At 65.4% G+C, this 19,800-nt stretch carries 19 protein-coding genes; 6 read left to right on the top strand and 13 right to left on the bottom strand.

The genetic code is table 11. The features are described from left to right. Positions 1-369 precede the first annotated feature (369 nt). The 4 genes from AC3G7M_RS10290 to AC3G7M_RS10305 all read right to left on the bottom strand — a co-directional run bounded on the left by AC3G7M_RS10290 (position 370) and on the right by AC3G7M_RS10305 (position 4,963). Positions 370-1,527 (bottom strand): glycosyltransferase family 4 protein, encoded by a 1,158-nt coding sequence (locus tag AC3G7M_RS10290; protein WP_489211725.1) that lies wholly within the window; start codon positions 1,525-1,527, stop codon positions 370-372. Positions 1,528-1,761: 234 nt separating this feature from the next. Next, a complete protein-coding gene (gene istB / locus AC3G7M_RS10295) occupies positions 1,762-2,556 on the bottom strand; it encodes an IS21-like element helper ATPase IstB (protein WP_489211727.1) in 795 nt (264 codons plus the stop codon). Further along, a complete protein-coding gene (gene istA, locus AC3G7M_RS10300) occupies positions 2,546-4,075 on the bottom strand; it encodes an IS21 family transposase (protein WP_489211728.1) in 1,530 nt (509 codons plus the stop codon). Before istA ends, istB begins: the two co-directional genes overlap by 11 nt. 249 nt (positions 4,076-4,324) lie before the next feature. Beyond that, entirely contained in the window at positions 4,325-4,963 is a 639-nt protein-coding gene (locus AC3G7M_RS10305) for an SCO family protein (protein WP_489211730.1), read from the bottom strand. A gap of 202 nt (positions 4,964-5,165) precedes the next feature. Here AC3G7M_RS10305 and AC3G7M_RS10310 point away from each other — a divergent pair, with 202 nt between their 5' ends. The 4 genes from AC3G7M_RS10310 (at position 5,166) to AC3G7M_RS10325 (ending at position 10,781) form a co-directional block, all read left to right on the top strand. Continuing rightward, positions 5,166-7,457 (top strand): ATP-binding protein, encoded by a 2,292-nt coding sequence (locus AC3G7M_RS10310; RefSeq protein WP_489211732.1) that lies wholly within the window; start codon positions 5,166-5,168, stop codon positions 7,455-7,457. A 197-nt stretch (positions 7,458-7,654) separates the two neighbouring features. Further along, positions 7,655-8,299, top strand: coding sequence for a hypothetical protein (locus tag AC3G7M_RS10315; protein WP_489211734.1), 645 nt, complete (start codon positions 7,655-7,657; stop codon positions 8,297-8,299). A gap of 50 nt (positions 8,300-8,349) precedes the next feature. After that, positions 8,350-9,429, top strand: a complete 1,080-nt coding sequence (locus AC3G7M_RS10320) for a DNA glycosylase AlkZ-like family protein (RefSeq protein ID WP_489211736.1) — start codon at positions 8,350-8,352, stop codon at positions 9,427-9,429. Between the two features lie 179 nt (positions 9,430-9,608). Further along, on the top strand, positions 9,609-10,781 hold the full coding sequence (locus tag AC3G7M_RS10325) for a hypothetical protein (RefSeq protein ID WP_489211738.1): 1,173 nt from the start codon (positions 9,609-9,611) through the stop codon (positions 10,779-10,781). 78 nt (positions 10,782-10,859) lie between these two features. On the opposite strand, the gene AC3G7M_RS10330 is transcribed toward AC3G7M_RS10325, so the two are convergent. The 5 genes from AC3G7M_RS10330 to AC3G7M_RS10350 are packed head-to-tail and all read right to left on the bottom strand — an operon-like array spanning position 10,860 to position 14,784. Continuing rightward, positions 10,860-11,144, bottom strand: coding sequence for a hypothetical protein (locus AC3G7M_RS10330; RefSeq protein WP_489211739.1), 285 nt, complete (start codon positions 11,142-11,144; stop codon positions 10,860-10,862). A 58-nt stretch (positions 11,145-11,202) separates the two neighbouring features. Further along, positions 11,203-12,126: a nucleoside hydrolase gene (locus tag AC3G7M_RS10335; RefSeq protein WP_489211740.1), complete on the bottom strand. Its 924-nt coding sequence runs from the start codon at positions 12,124-12,126 to the stop codon at positions 11,203-11,205. Between the two features lie 15 nt (positions 12,127-12,141). Continuing rightward, entirely contained in the window at positions 12,142-13,143 is a 1,002-nt protein-coding gene (locus AC3G7M_RS10340; RefSeq protein WP_489211742.1) for an ABC transporter substrate-binding protein, read from the bottom strand. 1 nt (position 13,144) lies between these two features. Next, a complete protein-coding gene (locus AC3G7M_RS10345) occupies positions 13,145-13,987 on the bottom strand; it encodes an ABC transporter permease (RefSeq protein ID WP_489211744.1) in 843 nt (280 codons plus the stop codon). Next, positions 13,984-14,784: an ABC transporter ATP-binding protein gene (locus tag AC3G7M_RS10350; protein ID WP_489211746.1), complete on the bottom strand. Its 801-nt coding sequence runs from the start codon at positions 14,782-14,784 to the stop codon at positions 13,984-13,986. The genes AC3G7M_RS10345 and AC3G7M_RS10350 overlap by 4 nt, the downstream gene beginning before the upstream one ends. A gap of 183 nt (positions 14,785-14,967) precedes the next feature. On the opposite strand from AC3G7M_RS10350, the gene rpe reads away from it, so the two are divergent. Further along, positions 14,968-15,648, top strand: a complete 681-nt coding sequence (gene rpe, locus AC3G7M_RS10355; RefSeq protein ID WP_489211748.1) for a ribulose-phosphate 3-epimerase — start codon at positions 14,968-14,970, stop codon at positions 15,646-15,648. 19 nt (positions 15,649-15,667) lie between these two features. Here rpe and AC3G7M_RS10360 read toward each other — a convergent pair whose 3' ends face one another. The 4 genes from AC3G7M_RS10360 to AC3G7M_RS10375 all read right to left on the bottom strand — a co-directional run bounded on the left by AC3G7M_RS10360 (position 15,668) and on the right by AC3G7M_RS10375 (position 19,183). After that, entirely contained in the window at positions 15,668-16,117 is a 450-nt protein-coding gene (locus AC3G7M_RS10360) for a GNAT family acetyltransferase (RefSeq protein ID WP_489211749.1), read from the bottom strand. After that, a complete protein-coding gene (locus tag AC3G7M_RS10365; protein ID WP_489211751.1) occupies positions 16,114-17,001 on the bottom strand; it encodes a bestrophin family protein in 888 nt (295 codons plus the stop codon). The genes AC3G7M_RS10360 and AC3G7M_RS10365 overlap by 4 nt, the downstream gene beginning before the upstream one ends. A 43-nt stretch (positions 17,002-17,044) precedes the next feature. Next, positions 17,045-18,424 carry an outer membrane protein assembly factor BamB family protein gene (locus AC3G7M_RS10370; RefSeq protein WP_489211753.1) on the bottom strand — a complete coding sequence of 460 codons (1,380 nt, stop codon included), beginning with the start codon at positions 18,422-18,424 and terminating at the stop codon, positions 17,045-17,047. A gap of 87 nt (positions 18,425-18,511) precedes the next feature. Continuing rightward, complete coding sequence (locus AC3G7M_RS10375; protein WP_489211755.1) at positions 18,512-19,183, bottom strand: tetratricopeptide repeat protein; 672 nt, start codon at positions 19,181-19,183, stop codon at positions 18,512-18,514. 127 nt (positions 19,184-19,310) lie between these two features. On the opposite strand from AC3G7M_RS10375, the gene AC3G7M_RS10380 reads away from it, so the two are divergent. Continuing rightward, positions 19,311-19,796 carry a glutathione peroxidase gene (locus AC3G7M_RS10380; RefSeq protein ID WP_489211757.1) on the top strand — a complete coding sequence of 162 codons (486 nt, stop codon included), beginning with the start codon at positions 19,311-19,313 and terminating at the stop codon, positions 19,794-19,796. The last annotated feature ends 4 nt before the right edge of the window (positions 19,797-19,800 follow it).

The raw sequence follows: 19,800 nt of genomic DNA on the forward strand, positions 1-19,800 counted from the left end.
TTCATAACAAAATCCGCACGACCTCTCGAATATCAAGCCCTGCCAAGCCCGCGTTCGAGCACCACCCCATCTCTCGCCGCGCAAGATCGACCGGGATCGTCCCATACCTCTGGCCCTTGCTCCAGGCCCGGTCGTCCAGGCCGAAAACACGCGGAGCCTACCCGGACGACGCTGCTAAAGTATCGTCCATCGCCTGCCGCAGCACGATCGTGCCGGATCGTGAGATGCCCAGTCTGTCCTGAAGCCTGACCGCCGGGCGCCGACCAGTAACGGGGGACTACCGGTATGTTGACGTCAATGCTGGCCCATTCCTGGAAGACAACCGCAGCGACCGCATGACACCGTTCCCGCGGGATGTACTACCCGTGATCAGGAGGGCTGAGAAGCGTTCCGCATTGGGGCGCCGCTGGATCTGGCCGAACGCTTGGCATCGATCAGACGGCGGTAGGCCAGGTCCAGTTCTTCGGCGATTGAGGCCCAGGCGAAGTCGCGGAGTGCCGCGGCCCGCACGCCGGCAGATAGCCGGCGCTGCAGCTCCGGCTCCATGACTATGCGCGCAAGGCCTTCCGCCAGGCGGTCAGGGCGAGCCTGTTCGATCAACAGGCCATTGATGTCATCGCGCACGGCATCGACGAGGCCGCCGACGGCGGATGCCACGACCGGCCGCTCATTGCCGAAAGCCGCTGCGATGACACCGCTCTGGGTCGCGTTCACATAGGGCGTCACGACGACGCAAGCCCGCTGGAATTCGTCAACGGCTTCAGCCGGCGTCAGAAACTTGTCGATGACTTCAACGTTGGGCATGGAGGCTATTCGCGCCTGAAGGCGTTCCAGCTCCGGCCCACGGCCTGCCAAGATGACCCGGTGGGGAACACCGCGTTCCCGAAGGATGTCCGCAGCATCGAGAAGGACCTCGACACCTTTGTAGGACTCCATCCGCCCGAACATGAGGATGCGACCAGGCTCCGGCTCCAGCTGCTGGTTCGCTTCGGGCACGAGAATGACGCCGTGCTGCGTGATGGTGATAGGTCGCGTGACGCCGACTTCCGGCACTAACTGCCCGGCGCAATAGGCGCCATGCACATGAAATGCGGAGGCGGATGCGCGGAGGCGCTTGCGAAAGGCATCGACGCGCATGGAATAGTCCCGGTCGCGACCGGTATGGGGCTGCGGATCATGAACCGTCAGCAGAACCGGATAGAACCGACGGAGCCAGGATGTGATGAGGGACGGAAGCTTGTCCGGTTGCTCTTGCACATGCACCAGATCGGGTCGGAAGGCAATGATCCTGGCCGTCACCAGGCCGGTGGCGAGCGTGCGGCCTTTGCGGCTCCAACCGTCAAAGGCTGCAACTTCAACTGTCTTACGCGCCTCGGCGATCAGGTGCTCGTTGCATTCCTCGCGCAAGTTCTTTCGTTCGACGATCAGTAAGACTTTAACACGCTCACTGAGGGCAAGAGCCAAGCGAACCGAATATTCGGCAAAATGTGGCGCAAAGAGAACGATGCGCGGGCCGGTATCGGTCATCACTGTGGCCCTCATAAAGAAAGCAAGCGATACAGAACTCCATCGCGACTGGACCCTTGTGCTTTAGGTGTACGGGACTGAATGCCCCCCAGCATCGGCGCCACAGCGGACTTTTCGAAAGCAAGTCCTTCCTTTGGATTAGGATCGATCGCGAAAGACATGGTGTTGATTCCCGCTGAGATCTGACCCGGGCATTCCATCGAGAATTGACCCGGGTGATTTATGTTTTCAGCGTCAAGGCGCCGTCAAGGGAGGGGTCTTTTCCTTTCGCTTTTGGGTTTTCTGGGCGGAGCTATTCCTGAAGCGGAAGCTGTCGTTGCCGGTCTCCAGGATGTGGCAATGGTGCGTGAGGCGATCCAGCAGCGCGGTGGTCATCTTGGCGTCGCCGAAGACGCTGGACCATTCGCTGAAGCTGAGGTTGGTCGTGATGACCACGCTGGTCCGCTCGTAAAGCTTGCTGAGCAGATGGAATAGCAAAGCGCCGCCTGAGGCGCTGAAGGGCAAATAGCCAAGCTCATCGAGGATGACGAGATCGGAGTGGATGAGACGCCCTGCGATCTGGCCAGCGCGCCCTTGCGCCTTCTCCTGCTCAAGAGCGTTGACCAGTTCGACGGTCGAGAAGAAGCGGACGCGCTTTTTGTGATGCTCGATCGCCTGGATGCCAAGCGCCGTGGCGACATGGGTTTTGCCGGTGCCGGGACCGCCGACGAGCACAATGTTGTCGGCGGTTTCGATGAAGGCGCAGAGATGGAGCTGACGGATGAGCGCTTCGTTGATCTCGCTGGATGAGAAGTCGAAGCTGGCCAGGTCCCGGTAGGCTGGGAAGCGCGCGGCTTTGAGCTGATAGGCCATGGAGCGGACTTCGCGCTCGGCAGTCTCAGCCTTCAGCAACTGGGAGAGCATCGGCACGGCGGCTTCGAAGGCCGGGGCGCCCTGCTGCGCCAGGTCTTCGACCGCCTGCGCCATGCCATACATCTTGAGGCTGCGGAGCATGATGACGAGGGCGGCACTGGCGGGGTCATGACGCATGGCGAGCCTCCCCGTCCTGGCGGAGGCTATCATACCGGCTGACATTGGCGATCGGCTCCTGGGTCAGCACCAGGGCCTGCGGTGCCCTGATGGCGGGCGGGATCGTCGTTTTGCCATCCATCAGGCGGTGAAGGTGGTTGAGGATATGGGTTTTGGAGGGAACCCCGTCCCCCAGGGCAAGCTCGACGGCGGCCAGGACGTCCTGTTCGTCGTGGTGCAGGACAAGCGCCAGGATCTCGACCATCTCCCGATTGCCGCCAGGGGCACGCCCCAGGTGTTGCTGCAGGCGTCTGAAGGCATCCGGCAGTTCCAGGAACGGCGCTCCGTTGCGTAGGGCCCCGGGCTTGCGCTGTAGGACCGAGAGGTAATGGCGCCAGTCATAAACGGTCTGCCCTCGGCCCTCATGAGAACGGTCGATGATACGGGGATGCTCGCAAAGGATCTGTCCTTCCGCGGCGACGACAATTCGCTCCGGATAGACGCGCAAGCTCACCGGCCGATTGGCGAAGGATGCAGGCACACTGTAACGACTGCGCTCCAGATGGACCAGGCAAGTCGGTGACACCCGCTTGGTGTATTCGACAAAGCCGTCAAAGAGGCGGCCCAAAGGCATCAGGCTCTTCGCCTCCTCGGCCCAGGCATCAGCGATCGTGCCGGGCTCGCGGCCATGCGGCGTCTGCCCCCACAGGGCTCGGCAGCGGTCTTCAAGCCAGTCGTTCAGCGCGCTCAAGGTCTCCATGGGCGGCGCCGTTTGCCAGAGGCGATGACGGGCATCCTGGACGTTCTTCTCGACCTGTCCCTTCTCCCAGCCCGCGGCCGGATTACAGAACTCCGGCTCGAAGAGATAATGGCTGGTCATCGCCTGGAAGCGCAGGTTGATGGTGCGCGCCTTGCCTCGACCGACCTTGTCCACCGCGGTGCGCATATTGTCGTAGATCCCGCGACGCGGCACGCCCCCTAAAACTCTGAACGCGTGATTATGCGCGTCGAACAGCATCTCATGGGTCTGGAGCCGGTAGGCGCGGATAATGAAGGCGCGGCTGTAGCTGAGTTTGGTATGTGCGACCTGCAGCTTGACGCGCGTGCCGCCGATCACGGCGTGGTCCTCGCTCCAATCGAATTGGAAGGCTTCGCCCGGCGCAAAAGCCAGAGGCACAAAGGTGCCCCGCCCGCTAGTCTGCTGTAGTCGCTGGCATTCCTCCCGCCAGACCTTTGCGAAGGCTGCCACGCGATTGTAGGAGCCCTCGTAGCCGAGGGCGACCAAATCCAAGTAGAGCTGACGGAGCGTGCCCTTCTGCTTGCGCGATCGTCCCGCCTCCCGCTTGAGCCAGGCCGTCAGCTGCTCCGAGAACGGATCCAGCTTGCTCGGCCGATCGGGAACCTTGAACTTCGGCTCCACCGTTCCGGCCCGCAGATATTTGCGCACCGTGTTCCGCGATACGCCCATCCGGCGCGAGATCTCGCGGATCGGCACATGCTCGCGCAGGTGCCAGCGACGAATGATGCTCAGAAATGCCATGTCCAACACTCCTTGCGCCTCCGTCAAAACTCGACGGAAGCACGTTGAAACATGGGTCAATTCTCGATGGAATGCCCGGGTCAGATCTCAGCGGGAATCAACAGCGCATAATCACGCGTTCAGAGTTTTAGGGGGCGTGCCGCGTCGCGGGATCTACGACAATATGCGCGCTTCGCCGCAGCCCCCAACGGCACCGTGATGACCTTCCCCATACAGCCGATCGCGGGCATGACGCTGACCAAACGTTAATCAGCGCATCGCCGCCGTGATGGACTGGGCCAGCGCGGCGGGGGTTTGCGTCGTCGACAGCGCGGTGCGAAAGGCGCCGTCGGGACCCATCAGATAAAGCGCGGCGCTGTGGTTCAGCCCGGCGGACTGGCTGATGACGGTCACATGATAGCGCCGCTCGACAGCGGCCAAAGTGGCCGGTGTGCCGGTGAGGCCGACAATCGACGGTGAGAAGGCGCGCAGATAGCGCTGCAGGACGGCCGGCGTGTCATGCGCCGGATCGATGGTGATGAAAATCGGCACGATGCGGGCCGCGGCCGGCCCCAGCAGGACCCGCGCCTGGGTGATCGTCGCGAGCGTCGTCGGGCAGACATCCGGGCAGGTCGTATAGCCAAAATAGATGAGCTGGAAGCGGCCCTGGAAATCCTGGCTGCGGCGGTTGTGGCCGGCGTCATCGGTCAGGGTGAAAGGACCGCCGATGGCATCGGCGCGGACCTGTGTCAGCGAAGCGCCGTGCAGGACGAGGAAGAACAGGCCGCTCAGGATGACGATCGCGCCCAGGGTCAGGCTGGCCAGAACGCCAGGCCTTGCGTGGCCCTGCCTTGCCCGGCCCGACTCGGCGCTGGCCGATCCTCGCCGGCTGGACCTCGTGTCGCGCATCTTGCTCATCGTCCAACCATAGCATGACGAATTTACCGGGCGGAAACCGTGCGCGCGGAGGGGGCAATGTCGTTTCGTTCAACAAAACATAAGAGTAACCCGATTATATGAGCGCTGATTTACGAGATGTGATGTGCTATATTAAATAGTCATTAAGAATAAGAATGTGGTGCGCGTGGCGGGTCATAAAAGCACTGTCCAGATGCTGCGCATATTGCTGGTGGCATCTGTGCTCCTGCCGGTCATTCTGATCGCCCTGACGCTTGGCTATGACTATCGGGTCGAGCGGGAGGTGGCGCAGGCGCATCTGCGGCGCGTGACCGAGGTCGCCGGCGGCATCGCCGAACGCGCTTTTGGCGAACAGGCGCGGATTGCGGCCGAGATCAATACGCTGCTCGCCGACATGTCGACGCAAGACATTGCGGCCGACGAATTGCACCTGCATCAGCTGCTGCAGGACAGGGTCGTTCATGTGCCCGAGATCGACAGCATCATGGTCATCAGCGCCCATGGCACCCCTCTTGTGAGCGCAACGGTCTATCCGGTGCCATCGGGCATCAATCTCGCCGGACGCGTCTTCTTCCAGGGTGCCTTGGCAACGCAAACGGGCTTCTATGTCAGCCCCGTCCATGCCGGTACGATCTTTCGCGTGCCCTTTTTCGGCTTCGGACGCCGCTGGATCAGCAGCGCCGGCCAGACCAGAGGTGTCATCAATCTCATCGTGTCCCCGCGATTCTTCCAATCGGTTTTCGGGGGCATGATCGACGATGAAGCGCCGTTCGGCAGCGGCGAGCTGCTGACCCTGGTCCGGTCGGACGGTGCCGAACTCGCGCGGTATCAGACGCCCGGCCGCACGTTGTCCATCGATTCGGCGGTCTTCGCCGCCGCCGCCGCCCGCGCGCCCGCGGCCGGACTGGTGACCGTGCCCGCGCAGGCGGTCGGCGCGACCGGCGGGCTGCGCTACATCGCCTTTCGCAAGGTCGCCGGTTTTCCGCTGTATATCGTGACCGGCATGACGAATGCCGGAATCCTTGCAGCCTGGCGGCGGGCCGTGCTGGGGCATCTGGCCGTGGGCCTTCCGATCACCCTGGTTCTGGTGGGAATATCCTGGATCGCTCTGGTGCGCGGCAAGCGGGAAGAGGAAGCGCTGGCACAGGCGCGGACGGCCATCGCAGGCCGGGCGCAGGCGGAGCAGACGCTGCTGCGCGCCCAGCGGCTGGAAGCGGTTGGCCAATTGACCGGCGGCGTGGCGCATGACTTCAACAATCTGCTGACCGTCATCATGGGCTGCGCCGAAATGCTCGAGCGGCGCGGCAACACGACGCAGACCGTGCAGAAGCTCGCGGGCAATATCAGAACCGCGGCCGAGCGGGGCGCCGATATCACCGCCAATCTGCTCGCCTTTTCCCGGCGGCAGCCGATCAGACCCGAGCGGATCGACATCAACCGCAATCTGCTGGATTTCGTGCCCTTGCTGCGCCGGGCCGCCAATGAGCGCGTCACGGTGCTGATGGATCTGGCCCCTGAGGTCTGCCCCGTGCTGCTCGATCCCGGTCAGTTCGAGGCGGCCATCCTCAACCTGGTCGGCAATGCCCGCGATGCGCTGCCCGACGGTGGAAGTATCGTCGTCGCGACCCGGAACGACGTCAATCTCGGCGGCTTCGCGGAGATGCCGACCGGTCCCATTCTGCGCGTCAGTGTGCGCGACGACGGCGCCGGGATGGATGCCGCCACCGCGGCCAAGGCTGTGGAGCCTTTCTTCACGACCAAGGGCATCGGTCGTGGGACGGGTCTCGGCCTGAGTCAGGTCTATGGCTTCGTCAAGCAATCGGGCGGGGAACTTCGCATCATAACCGCACCGGGACGCGGCACGTCGGTGGAGATGATCCTGCCGGGCTCGGAGCCTCTGCCGGAACGCGTGTCCATCAAGGCCCCCGCCGCACCGCGCCTGACCGGGACCGCCAGCCAGGTGGTGCTGGTGGTCGAAGATGAGCCGTCGGTGCGCGCGGTCGCCGTGGAAACGCTGCGCGGACTTGGCTTCGCGACGCTGGAGGCGGCCGACGCTGCGCAGGCCATGCTGTGTCTGCAAGGGCCGGAGCGGATCGACCTCCTGTTCAGCGATGTGGTCATGCCCGGTGCCATGAATGGTTTGGCGCTGGCCGAGGCGGCGCGGACTCTGCGGCCCGAGATCAAGGTCTTGCTGACCTCGGGCTATAGTCCTGCCGTGGAGAGCGCCCCCACGCGCTTTCCGCTTCTGCTCAAACCTTATCATTCGGCTCAGCTCATCTCCCTCATCCACGCGGTGTTCACATCCCACGCGACCGCGGGCGTGCAGGCCAGGACGAAGGCAAGCGATACGATCGCCGATGAACCATTCGTGGAGCCGACGCCGGCCGGATCTTCCGCGCGGGCCAGGCCCGAAAGCGCAGGCGGGATGCAAGCGGGCGGGGTTGAAGCAGGCGGCGGCCAATCGGCCAAGCGCTGGGCGGACTGAGGCGCATCCGTCCTGGTGCGCGCGCCTGCGGCTTCAGCTCAGCGCCTGACCTTTGGGCTTCACGTTAGAGTTTCCCGTCTGGGCCCGAGGTCAGGGCCCGATGTCAGGGGCCGATGTTAGGGCTTGACCGCGCGTCGTTCCTTTCGCATGTTCCTACTATGTTCTTGTTTGACCTCGGAACGCAAAAGGACGGTGGCATGGCGCGGCTGAAGAAAGAGGACCACGCGCGGATTTTGCATCTGGTGGATGTCGAACACCGCGCCGTGCGGGAAATCGCGGCCGATTTCGGCTGCACGGCGGCCAATATCTACAGCCTGCTCGCCAAGCTGCGGCGCAGCGGGACGGAGAAGGGTGGTCTGGCCGGGTCTGCCGCAGACGCCGTGGACCCGGTCGCGTCCGCCGGCCTGTCGGCACAGCCCGGTCTCGGGCTTGGGCTCGGGCTCGGCTTGGAGGCGGGTTTGGCGGATGCTCCCGTTGCCGGCCCGCGCGTGATCATGCCTTTCGGGCCGGTCGAGCCGGCGCGGGAGAGAACGGTGCCTGAAACCCCGGCCACGGTGACGCCGATGACGGCGCAACCGCCGGTCCCAAAACCGGTGGCCCCCGCGCCATCCCAGCCGGTGGCCGAGCGGCGGGCGGTACTGGGTGCCCGCCTGTCCAAACCGGGCATGGGCTTGGTCATGCGCACCGAAGATGGGGAGGAGACGATGACGCCCTTCCGCTCGATCGACGATCTGCTCTCGGCCATCAAGCCCATGCTTCGTGCGACCGCCCGCAATCCCGATCCGGTTTGGTTTTCCCTGCAGCCTGTGGATCTATCGCTCATCGAGATGGACGCCGCCTGAACCCTGCGCGCGTCGGTAGGCATAGAGGACGCGATGCACGGTACGCGGCGATGATGGACCCGGCCACCCGATTGCGCCGCATGGCGATTGCGCAGGCGCTGCCGGCGCTGGGCAGCCTGGGCGCGACGGTTGAGCGGATGGGCTTCGTCCAGGCAGACCCGATTCGCGCCCCGGCGCGGGCGCAGGATCTGATTCTGCGCCAGCGGGTCACGGGCTATCGCCCCGGCGATCTGGAGCGGCGCTTCACGCGGCTGGGTCTGGAGGAGGATTTTTTCTACGCCTATGGCTTCATGCCGCCGGAGACGATGCGGCTGCTGCATCCGCGCCCCGATGCCGACGATCCGGCGGCCGATTACCGGCCGCGGGGTCTGGCGGCCGAGGTGCTGGCCTTGGTCGCGGAACGGCGCGAGACCCATCCGCGTGACCTGGAAACGATCTTCGGGCGCGACCGTGCGGTCAATGCCTGGGGTGGATTTTCCAAGCAAACCACCGAGGTTCTGCACAAGTTGCATTATCATGGCCTGCTGCGCGTGGTGCGGCGGCAGGACGGCATTCGCATCTATGGCGCGGCCGCCGCGCCGCAGGGGATGCTGCCCGCGGAGGAGCGCCGACGCCGGCTGCTGCTGCGGCTGCTGGAGATTTTCGCGCCCATCTCCCGCCCCAGCCTGACCGGGCTCTTCGCCCTGTTGCGCCGCGGCGCGCCGGGGCTGGGCGATTTTGCCGCGACCCTCGACCGGCTGCTCGCCGCCGGCGAAGTGGAGCGCGCAAGCGTCGCGCAGGACACCTATCTGTGGCCCGCGGGCATGAGCCAGGATGCGCCGATGCCGCGCGGCGTGCGCTTTCTGGCGCCCTTCGATCCGCTGGTCTGGGACCGGCGGCGCTTCGCCCAGCTTTGGGGCTGGGTCTATCGGTTTGAAGCCTATACGCCGCCGCCGAAACGACAATTCGGCTATTATGCCCTGCCGCTGCTCTGGCGCGATCAGATGCTGGGCTGGGTGAATGTGCGCGTCGTCGAGGGGCGTCTTGACCTCGATCACGGCTGGATTGGCGCGGCGCCGCGCGGCCGGGATTTTACGCGCGGCCTGGACGCGGAGGTTGCCCGCATGGAGGAATTTCTTAAAAAGGAATAAATCGGGCCACAAAACCGCCGGTATGCTGGGACATCGCTACGGTGGCCGCGTGGGAAAGGCCCGGGATCTTCGGCCTGGCGCGCGAAACCATCACGGCATTGACCCGAAAGGGCTGGTCCTGGGACAAGGGCTGGACCAAAACATGCGGCAGACTTCTACTGACTTCGGAGCCAGGACACGTGCCTTCTTTTCCCGAGATTTCGTCCCTGACCCAGCCGCCGGCGGCGGTCGCCGCCCAGAGGATATTGGCGGCCTATCTCTCCCATCATAAACTGGCGCCCACGGCCGCAGCTGAGCTTGCCGCCGCGCTGAACAGACTGCTGAGCGCCCTGGTGGCGGGCAGGCCCGGTGCCGCGACTGTGCCGCGCCTGGTTTTGCAGCCGGCAGATGAGCCGGCGTACGAATCAGTGCCTTTGGACGAGATCGTCGAGGAGGATGCGCTTGCGGAGGATGAGATGGACGAGGTGAAGGACGACGCGCCGGACGTGGCGCCGCGACCGCGCCGTGCGGCCCGGACCAAGGCGGCAAAAGCCGTGACCGCGCAGACGGCGTCTGCGCCCGAACCGATTGCATCCCCGCCGGGCGCGCCTGAGCCGGGGGCGCCTGAGCCGGCCGCGCCTGAGCCGGCTGCGTCGGCGCGAAAACCGGCCCGCAAAAAAGCGGTGCCGGTGGACACGCCTGTCACCGCAGACACATCCCCGAAGCCCCGGCGCGCAAAAAAGTCGATCGCGACCGCCCCGGCCGCGCCTGCGCCATCCGCAGCTGAGCCGGTAGCGGCTGTCCGCCGGCGCAAGCCAAAAGCGGTGGCCGAGTCCCAGTCGGCCCTTGATCTGCAGGTCACGCCGGAGACCAAGGGTGAGGCGCCCGCAGCGGCGGCCGAACCCGCGCCTGCGGTGGAAGCCAAGGCGGAGGTCGTCACTAAGGCCGCAGAGCCCACAGCGCCGCCTGCCGCCGCACCCCGTCCGATTCTGCGCGCATCATTCGCGTCTCAGCCGGCCGCATCGCAACCGGCCGCACCGCGCCCGATCCTGCGGGCACCGCAGGCGGCGTCGCCTCAGCCGGGGGCGCCTCAGCCGGCCATGCCGGTACGGGCGCCGGTTGTGGAGGACGAGGATTACGATCCTTATCTCGGCGGTCCGCTGCCCAAATCAGCCATCGCCGTCTCGGCCCCGCCACTGGCGCCGCAACCGGCTGCGCATAATGGCGCGCCGACCGGGGGCAAGAAAAAGCGCAAGCGTCCGCCGCGCCCCGCGCATCAGCGCCGGGCGGCGCGCGATGCGCTGCAATCAGGCCCGACGCCGGCCAATGGCGGCGTCACCGATCAGGATGACGATTACGATCCGCTGATCTGAGAGACCGTTTGAGAAGGCACTGCGGTGGCCATCCGCAGTGCCTTTGCAGGCAGCCTATGAGACCGCAGCGACCTGCGGTCAGATGAACTGGCCGCGGAGGAAGCCGAGCGCGGGCAAGGGACGCCAGGTCTTGGGCAGATCCGACCGCTTCATGGCTTCGACCGTATACTGCGGCGGCGGCTGCCGGCTGGAGCGCAGGAAGCCCGCATAGGCCCTGATCTGCGCCTCGCGCCAGGCACGGTCGGCCAGCGCCGCTTCCCGGCTTGAAAATATCTCAGCGATGCGACGGGTACGCCCGACAGAGGCGATCACCGCCCAGAAACGGTCGTCGCGGACGCTGGAGAGGCTGATGACTCCATCCATGGACTGAAGATTGGCGCGGCGGCCGCCTATTCGCAAGGCCGTCGTGGCACCCTGTCCATCAACCCAGGCTGATCAGCTTTTCCGCCAGCAAATCGAACAGGCGGGCGCTGTCCAGGCTGGTGATGACGCGGCAATTGGGCGCGCGGCCGGGCCGGTGGCGGGCTTGTACGGCGGCGATGCTTTGCCCGCGGGTGAGGGGCGCGGTCGTCTCGACCTCGACCCAGGCATCGATCCCGTCGAACAGCGTCGAGTCGATCAGATGGGCGATGACGCAGGGGTCATGCAGGCAGGGGTCGCCGTGGCCGTAGGCGCGCAGCATGGCGACCGCAGCCCGGCCGATAGACCCCGAAGCCGCTTCGACCTTGTCCATCCAGTCCGGCGTGATCAAAGCCTGGGCGGTGACATCGAGCCCGAACATGGTCAGCGGGATGCCGGCCGTCAGCATGATCTGGGCCGCATGCGGGTCGATCATGAAGTTGAATTCGGCGTTCGGCGTCGAATTGCCGGGCCGGAAGGCGGAGCCGCCCATGAAGACGATCTCGGGGATCAGCGGCGCGATATCGGGCGCCTTGATCACAGCGAGGGCGATATTGGTCATCGGCCCGATCGGGCAGAGCGTGATCTCCCCCGGATTGTCCCGGACAAGGCGGATGATGGCATCCACGGCATGCTCAGCCTCGGCCGCGCTTGCCGCTGCGGGCAGACCGATATCGCCCAGGCCGTCGCCGCCGTGAACAGATTGCTTGCGCTCAATCGGCGCCATGATCGGCCGCGGACAGCCGGCATAGACCGGGATATCGCCGCGGCCCGCCAGGTCGCGGATGCGCAGCGCATTGGCGGTCGTGCGGTCAAGCATGACATTGCCGATGACGGTTGTCATCGCCTCGACCCTCACCGCCTCAGGGGCGGCGAGGGCGAGAAGAATGGCTACGGCATCGTCCACGCCGGGGTCGCAATCCAGAATAATCCGGCGTGGCGCCATGGTCAGGTCAGTCGCTTAGTTGAGATAGGCGTTGGTGTAATAGGTGCCGGCCGGCAGCGCCTTGTCGATCTGCTTGGTATCGGCGAGGGCTTTCGCGATACCGTCCCACTGCGCGTCGGTCTGGGTCAGGTAGCCGTTCGGACCCTTGAGCAGCGGAATGGTGGCCTTCCAGCCGACCGCGTTATAGGCCTTGTCACCCGCCGCCGGGTACAGCTTCAGCAGGTCTGCGACCGCTTCATCCGGGTGCGCGCTGGCCCAGGCCATGCCCTTCTGGGTCGCGGCCAGCCAGGCCTTGATGGTCGCGGCATGAGCCGTGCCGTAGTCCTTCATCACCGTGAAATCCCAGACCGGGACATCGGGCATGCCGCCTGCCGGGCCGAGCAGCATGGTCGGTTCCTGGTGGATGGTGGGGATGACGTCGGCGAGTGCGTAGTTGGAGCAGTTCGTGGCGTAGTCGATCTTCTTCGTGAGCAGCATGGGAATGTCGTCATCGGTCGCGATGATCTGCTGCACGTCGTTCTCAGTCACGCCGGCCTTCTGCAGGATGTAGGGCATCATCGCCTTGGTCCAGCTGTCGGTATAGATGCCGATCTTCTTGCCTTTGAGGGTGGAGAGATCGATCGGCTCACCGGGCCGGCCGATGAGCCCGCAATTATTCGATTGCGAATAGACGGCGACCGACACGAGCGGAATCCCCTGTGCGGCCGCGAAGGCGACGTCCGTCACCGGATCGAAGCCGATATCGCCCTGGCCGGAGCCCAGCATGCGCACGGTGGTCGAGTTGTTCGGCGGAAAGACGGTCGAGACATCGAGGCCGGCGGCCTTGTAGAAGCCCTCGGCCTGCGCGACGGCGGTCGGGATCAGCTCGAAATCCGGGGTCACCCAGTCATAGACCAGCGTCACCTTGGTGAGGTCGGCGGCATTCGCCTTGGGCGTCAGGCTTGGCAGGCCCAGCATGAGGGCGCCGGCGGCGGCCGTGGAAGCGAGCAGCCGCGCGAGGATACGGAAAGGCTTCATCTCAGACCTTTTGCTTGGGAGGGGTAGCGGGGGTGGGCACGTTGCCGCCGAAATAGGACGGCGCCGTCATCCTGGTGCGCCAGGGTGTCGCGAAATGCTCGACGATGACGACCAGGATGAAGGAGCCGATGCCGATCGCGGTGAGCAGCAGCATGGCGCCATAGACGCCGGCGGTGTTCATCTGCGCATTGGCGGTGAGCAGATAGGTGCCGAGGCCGATATGGGATGAGGCGGTCCATTCGCCGATCACGGCCCCGGTCACGGCATAGCAGGCGCCGATCTTGAGGCCCGAAAACAGCGGACCGATGCAGGCCGGCAGGCGCACGATCAGGAAGGTGCGGATGCGCGTGCCGCCCAGAAGTCGCGCGAGATTGACCTGATCCTGGTCGACGCTGGCGAGACCGTCGAGCACATTCACCACCACCGGGAAGAAGACGATCCAGGCGACGATGATGAGTTTCGGCGTCAGTCCGAAACCGAAGATGATGACGAGCGGCGCGGCGATGGCGACGATCGGCACCGCTTGCGAGGTCACCAGCGCCGGGTAGAGCAGGCGATGGATGATGGGAACCTGCCCCATGATGATGGCCAGCGCCAGGCCGAGCAGCGCGCCGACGATATAGCCGTAGAAGGTCTCGCCCAGCGTCTGCCAGGTGAGTTGCTGCATCATCGGCAGATTATTGAAGATGACGGCGATCGCCTTGCCGGGCGGCGGGATGACATAGGCCGGCAGGCCAGTGACGACGAGCACGAGTTCCCAGGCGACGAAGATCAGCGCGATGGCGACGACCCAGAGGGCAGCATGGCGCGCGTAATCGCGGAAGGTGGAGGTCTCGTTGCTCATGCCGGCACCTTCAGCCCGCCAGGCACGCCATGCAGCGTCGCCTGGCTGTAGAGCATTTCCATGATCTGGCGCTTGATATCGACGAAGACATCCGAGGTCAGGCAGTCCATCCGGCGCGGGCGCGGGATCGGGATATCCAGAATCCAGCCGATGCGGCCGGGCTTGGGCAGCATGACGACGACGCGGTCGGCCAGGAAGATCGCCTCGTCCACATCATGGGTCACGAACATCACGCTGCGCTTCAACTCGCGCCACACGTCCAGCAGCCATTGCTGCATGCCGATGCGGGTCTGGCTGTCGAGCGCGCCGAAAGGCTCGTCCAGCAGCATGACGTCGCGTCCGGCGGCGATGGTGCGCATCAGCGCGACGCGCTGGCGCATGCCGCCCGAGAGGGCGCGCGGGTAGTGGCGGAGGAAGTCGCCGAGCCCGTAATGGGTTGCGAGTTCGGCGGCTTTCTCACGATCGGCGCGGCTGGCGCCGCGGGTGAGCGAGGCGCCGAGCGTGATATTGCCGAGCACCGTGCGCCAGGGCAGCAGCAGGTCCTTCTGCAGCATATAGCCGACCTGGCCAGGCTTGCCCGCAATGCTCTGCCCATCGAGCAGGATCTGTCCGGCGGATATGTCGAGCAGGCCGGAGACTGCGTTGAAGAGCGTGCTTTTGCCGCATCCCGAGGCACCCAGGATGCAGACGAATTCGCCATCCCGAATATCGAGCGAGACGTCGCTGAGCGCGCGGAAGGACCCGAAATTATGGTTCAGGTGACGGATCGCGAGCTTGATGCCAGCGTCACCCGACAAGGGAAAAGCCTGCAGCAGGAAATCGATGTGAGGTCATATTGAAACCTAATGGACACGAAAAGCCGCCGCACGCTGCCTGCGGGAGGAACGGCTGGCAAGCCCTGAATCAAGCAATTCCCATGCCGCACTGCGGCACGGCGTTGCCCTCTGTCGCCACGCGCGCGAAGGCGATATGCTAAAGGCATGACACGCCCTCTGATCATCAATCCGTCCATCCTCTCCGCCGATTTCGGCCGCTTCGCTGAAGAGACCCGCGCCATTGAAGCCGGCGGCGCCGACTGGCTGCATCTGGACGTGATGGACGGCCTATTCGTGCCCAATATCAGCTTTGGACCAGGCGTCATCGAAGCGGTGCGCCAAGTGAGCCGCTGCCCGATCGACACCCATCTCATGATCGAGGCGCCGGACCGCTATCTGGAAGCCTATGCGAAGGCAGGTTCGGATCGGATTTCCGTCCATGTCGAAGCCTGCCCGCATCTCAATCGCACGCTGCAGGCGATCCGCGGCCTCGGCCTCAAGGCCGGCATCGCGATCAACCCGTCGACCTCGGAAGAAACCCTGCGCTACAGCCTGGACGCGGCCGACCAGGTTCTGGTCATGACCGTCAATCCCGGTTTCGGCGGCCAGGCCTTCCTGCCGCTGACGCTGGAAAAGATCCGCCGCATTCGCGCGCTGATCGGTGACCGTCCGGTCGATATCGGGGTCGATGGCGGTGTCACGGTCGAAACGGCGGAACTTGCGGCGCAGGCCGGGGCCAATGTCTTCGTCGCCGGCTCCTCCGCCTTCAAGGGCGGGTCCGCGCATTATGCAGGCAATATCGCGGCTTTAAAGGCGGCGGTCGGCCGCGGCGCCGCCGCCCGCTGACGGCCAGCGCGGCCCCTCGCTATAGAAATTTGGTCATCACGACCCGCGGCGAGACCTCGAAGCCGAGCCGCTCGTAGAAGGCGATGACCGCGGTATTGGTCTCGCGCACCAGCAGCTGGGCCTTCCAGATGCCGCGCCCGTGCAGCCAGGCTTCAGCCGCCTGCACGATCTGCCGGCCAATGCTCCGTCCCTGCAGATCGGGCGTGGCCGCGACGTAATAGAGCCAGCCGCGGTGGCCGTCATGGCCGACCATGACGGTGCCGCAGACACGCCCCGCGTCATCCTCACCGATCAGCACGGCGGAGGACGGTCCAGCAATGGCGAAGCGGAAATCGGCGGCGGGATCATTATAGGAGGCGACCAGCCCGCAGGCATGCCAGAGCGCGACCGCGGCGGCTTCGTCGTCGGGAAGGGCAGGTCGGATCGTCAGCGTCACGGCGGATGCGTCATCCGCGGTCTTGCCGCTCACAGCAGGATGCCGCCTTGCGGCGTGATCGGCGGAGGCACATCCGTGACCCCGATGGACTGCAGCAGGTCGATTTCCAGCGTGCGGGTGACGGCCTTCATCGGCACGTCATGGACATCATTGCTGAATGGGTCTTCCAGATCCTGGCCGATGCGATCCAGGATCAGGAACATGAAGCCGATTAGCGCCGAGCCGAAGGGCGTCGCGAAGCCAAGCGCCTTGACCAGACCCAGCGGCAGCATGAGGCAATAGGCGCGGCTGAAGATCAGCGGCAGAGCGCTGTACTGGCGGGGCAGCGGCGTGTTCTTGATACGCTCCAGCCCACCCTGCGCATCGACGACGGCGGCGAGTGCGCGATCAAGATTGCCCACGGCGATGCTGTCGAGCTTGCCCTCGGCCCTGGCGGCACCCAGCGTCCGGCTGATTGCCGCCTGGATCGCCATCGGCACATTCGTGGCGTGGCCGACGCTGAGCGCCAGATGCCCCGGCAGATAGCGGTCCAGCACATGGTCGTGCCCAATGCGCAGCAGATGGCAGCGCAGCACCAGCGCATAGGCGATCTGGCAGCGGATGAGATGATCGCGCAGCGCCGGGTCATCGACCTGGGCCAGCACAATGCGGGCGAAATTGCGGGAATTGTTGAGGATCGCGCCCCAGAGCGTGCGCGCCTCCCACCATCGGGCATAGGCCGCGTTGTTGCGGATGGTGAGGATTAGCGCGATGGCACTGCCCAGCAGCGGCAGGGGCAGCAGCGGGATCGAAATCCAATGCCAGTGCAGCCACAGATAGGCGACCGTCACCACGGCATCATAGGCCAGCAGGACGCCGAAGGCGACCGCGTTTTCCCGCAGCAGCAGACCAATATGCAAACCGCGGGAGACGATCATCGGCTGGCGGTCCTCCCCCTATGCCGTCGCGACGCCGCGGCCTTCAGCCGAAGGCGATGAGGTCGCCGTTGCGCAGCGTCACCAGGACCAGCCCGTCGGCGACGATGGGCTGGGCGGCCGCGGGGGCCGGCAGATCGAGCATGTCGGTGCCGGTGCCGGTGGCGGCGTCGACCACAGCCAGGTGCTTGTCGTTGCTGGCCAGGATCAGGCTGCCGCCGGCGACGATGGGACCCCACCAATAAATCGGGTTGCGCAGCTTCTTCATGTTTTTGAAGGGCGGCATCTGGTGGACCCATTTGACTTGGCCGGTGGTGGCGGAGAGGGCCGCCAGCTGCTGGTCGGTCGAGAGCACGAACAGCCAGTCGCCGGCCAGGAAGGGGCTCTGGTCTGAGGCGAAGTCACGCTCCCACAGGCGGCGGCCGGTGGGCAGGTCGATCGACAGCATGATGCCGCCGAGGCTGCCGACAAAGACGCGGTTCTGGTCGATCACCGGCATGCCGACGATGGCCGACAGCTGCGACAGGCCGCTGCCCGTGGCGCCGAGATTGTCCGACCACAGCACTTCGCCGCTATCGGCGTTCATGGCCAGGAAGTCGCCCGAACCGAAGCCCGCGACGACGATGCTGCCAGAGACGGCGGGGGCGGGCAGGCCGAGCACGCCCGTCATCGGGTTCCGCGCCTGGCGGGTCCAGAGGGTGCTGCCGTCATGGATGTCGAGGCCGACGATCGAGCTGTCGATGAGGCTGACATAGATATGATTGCCGGCGATGGTGGGCGCCGTGCGCGCGGGAGAGCCCAGCGGCTTGCGCCAGCGGATATTGCCGCTTTTGGCGTCGATGCAGAGGATCTCGCCGAAGCCGGTGGCGGCATAGACGGAACCGCCATCATAGCTGACGCCGCCGCCGACATCGAAGCTGCGCGAGCCCTTCGGCCGCACATAGGTGCGCCAGAGATTGTCGCCGGTCTTGAGCGTGAAGCCGCTGACTTCGCCGTCCGCGCTCATGCTGAAGACCATGCCGTCGGCGACGACCGGGGGATTGGGGATGCGATGGCGGTAGGCGGTGCCTTCGCCGATATCAGCCGACCAGATCTGGCTGAGCTTCGCGCCGATAGTGCCGACACCCGGATCGTGCGCGGCATTGCCGCCCTGCTGGGCCCATTGCAATCCGGCGACCGGCGTCGGCAGCGTGACGGCCTGGGTCAGCGTCGGGTCGACCGAGAGCGCCGCGGCGGAACTCATGACATTGATGCGCTTGCCGGGAAGCGGCGGCGTTTCGTTACCGCCGAGAAAGCCGCAGGCGGTGAGCGCCAGGGGCAGGCCGAAGGCCGCGGCCCGGCCAAGCGCCTGGCGGCGGGTCAGACCGGGTCGGTCGATGGCCTCGGCGGAGAGGGAGCGGTCGGGTCGGGGAATCATGCGGCTCATAGGAACGCCAATCTTTTCGAGGCTAACTAGAGGGGCAGCGCGGCGAAAGCGAGGCGCCTTCGCGTCGAAGTATTACGCGTCAGGGCATTACTGGGCCGGTGGGGGCGCGCCAAGCGCCTGCGCCATGGCATTGGCCATGTTCCGCATATCCGCCGGCGTCGAAATATCATCCGCGACCTTCTGAAAGCTCGCGATGGCCTGATCGTTATGCCCGGTGCGAATGCTAAGCAGCGCCAGATACTGCAGCGCGATGGGGCGCCAGGGGCTGCCGTCGGCGGCCAGCGATTCAAGCCGCGCCTGGATCAGCGAGGGTTCGGCAGTGTCGATCTCATGCGAGGCCCAGCCGAGGGTGGCGACTTGGCGCAGCACCGGATTGAGACTGCCGTCATTGATCAGGCCGTTCCAGATCGGCTCGGCATCCGCGAGATGGCCGGAATCGGCGAGCAGGCTGGCCTGATTGAGCTTGGCGAGAGTCGCGTAGCCGGCGGGGGATGATTGGGCCACGGCGCCGAAGGCCTGGGCCAGATGCTGGCGGTCTGCCGCCGAGCCGCGCTGCCCGGCCTGTTCCATGACGGCGAGATAGGCCGAGGCGGCCTGCGCATTCTGCTGGCCGCGATGCCAGGACCAGACCTGCCAGCCGGCCACGCCCAGAACCAGCAATACGGCGAGGCCGATCAACCCGGCAGCATAGCGGCGCGCGAACCGCGCCACCCGCTCTGCCCGGATATCCTCATCGACTTCGTCGAAAATATCGACCACGCTACGCCTCCGGCAACCGTCTTGACGTTGGCGCCCGGCGGAGAATGCTTCTTCGCCGGCCGCAAACGGGCCGGACCATAGCGGCGGCGCGGAGCGAGAGCAAACCGAACGGCGAAGGAGAGGCTGCATGGCCGAAACCGTCTACGATTTCAGCCTGAAAACCCTGCAGGGCGAGCCTTTTCCGCTCAGTGATCTGCGGGGACGGCCGCTGCTGATCGTCAATACCGCTTCGCAATGCGGCTTCACACCGCAATATGCGGGCTTGCAGGCGCTGCAGGCGACCTGGGGCGGGAAGGAGGATGGGCTGGTCATTATCGGCGTGCCCAGCAATGATTTCGGCAACCAGGAGCCGGGCGAGGCTGCGGCGATCGGTGCCTTTTGCGAGCGTAATTTCGGCGTCACCTTCGCGATGATGGAAAAGACCCATGTGAAGGGGGCGGAAGCGCATCCGCTGTTCCGCTGGCTGGGCGACCAGGCGGGATTCCTGGGCAAGCCGCGCTGGAATTTCTACAAATATCTGATCAAGCGGGACGGCACCCTGGCCGAATGGTTTTCCAGCAAGACCGCGCCCGAGTCTGCCAAGCTGCAGCGCGCGATCGCGGCGGTGGTCTGACCGG

Source organism: Acidisoma sibiricum (genome assembly GCF_057837225.1).

Excerpts from the sequence above, each read along its gene's own strand:
- rpe (WP_489211748.1), top strand. The coding sequence starts at position 14,968 with ATGACACGCCCTCTGATCATCAATCCGTCCATCCTCTCCGCCGATTTC.
- AC3G7M_RS10310 (WP_489211732.1), top strand. The coding sequence starts at position 5,166 with ATGCTGCGCATATTGCTGGTGGCATCTGTGCTCCTGCCGGTCATTCTG.
- AC3G7M_RS10365 (WP_489211751.1), bottom strand. The coding sequence starts at position 17,001 with ATGATCGTCTCCCGCGGTTTGCATATTGGTCTGCTGCTGCGGGAAAAC.
- AC3G7M_RS10320 (WP_489211736.1), top strand. The coding sequence starts at position 8,350 with ATGATGGACCCGGCCACCCGATTGCGCCGCATGGCGATTGCGCAGGCG.
- AC3G7M_RS10335 (WP_489211740.1), bottom strand. The coding sequence starts at position 12,126 with ATGGCGCCACGCCGGATTATTCTGGATTGCGACCCCGGCGTGGACGAT.
- istA (WP_489211728.1), bottom strand. The coding sequence starts at position 4,075 with ATGGCATTTCTGAGCATCATTCGTCGCTGGCACCTGCGCGAGCATGTG.
- AC3G7M_RS10305 (WP_489211730.1), bottom strand. The coding sequence starts at position 4,963 with ATGCGCGACACGAGGTCCAGCCGGCGAGGATCGGCCAGCGCCGAGTCG.
- AC3G7M_RS10345 (WP_489211744.1), bottom strand. The coding sequence starts at position 13,987 with ATGAGCAACGAGACCTCCACCTTCCGCGATTACGCGCGCCATGCTGCC.
- AC3G7M_RS10370 (WP_489211753.1), bottom strand. The coding sequence starts at position 18,424 with ATGAGCCGCATGATTCCCCGACCCGACCGCTCCCTCTCCGCCGAGGCC.
- istB (WP_489211727.1), bottom strand. The coding sequence starts at position 2,556 with ATGCGTCATGACCCCGCCAGTGCCGCCCTCGTCATCATGCTCCGCAGC.
- AC3G7M_RS10330 (WP_489211739.1), bottom strand. The coding sequence starts at position 11,144 with ATGGATGGAGTCATCAGCCTCTCCAGCGTCCGCGACGACCGTTTCTGG.
- AC3G7M_RS10340 (WP_489211742.1), bottom strand. The coding sequence starts at position 13,143 with ATGAAGCCTTTCCGTATCCTCGCGCGGCTGCTCGCTTCCACGGCCGCC.
- AC3G7M_RS10290 (WP_489211725.1), bottom strand. The coding sequence starts at position 1,527 with ATGACCGATACCGGCCCGCGCATCGTTCTCTTTGCGCCACATTTTGCC.
- AC3G7M_RS10380 (WP_489211757.1), top strand. The coding sequence starts at position 19,311 with ATGGCCGAAACCGTCTACGATTTCAGCCTGAAAACCCTGCAGGGCGAG.
- AC3G7M_RS10315 (WP_489211734.1), top strand. The coding sequence starts at position 7,655 with ATGGCGCGGCTGAAGAAAGAGGACCACGCGCGGATTTTGCATCTGGTG.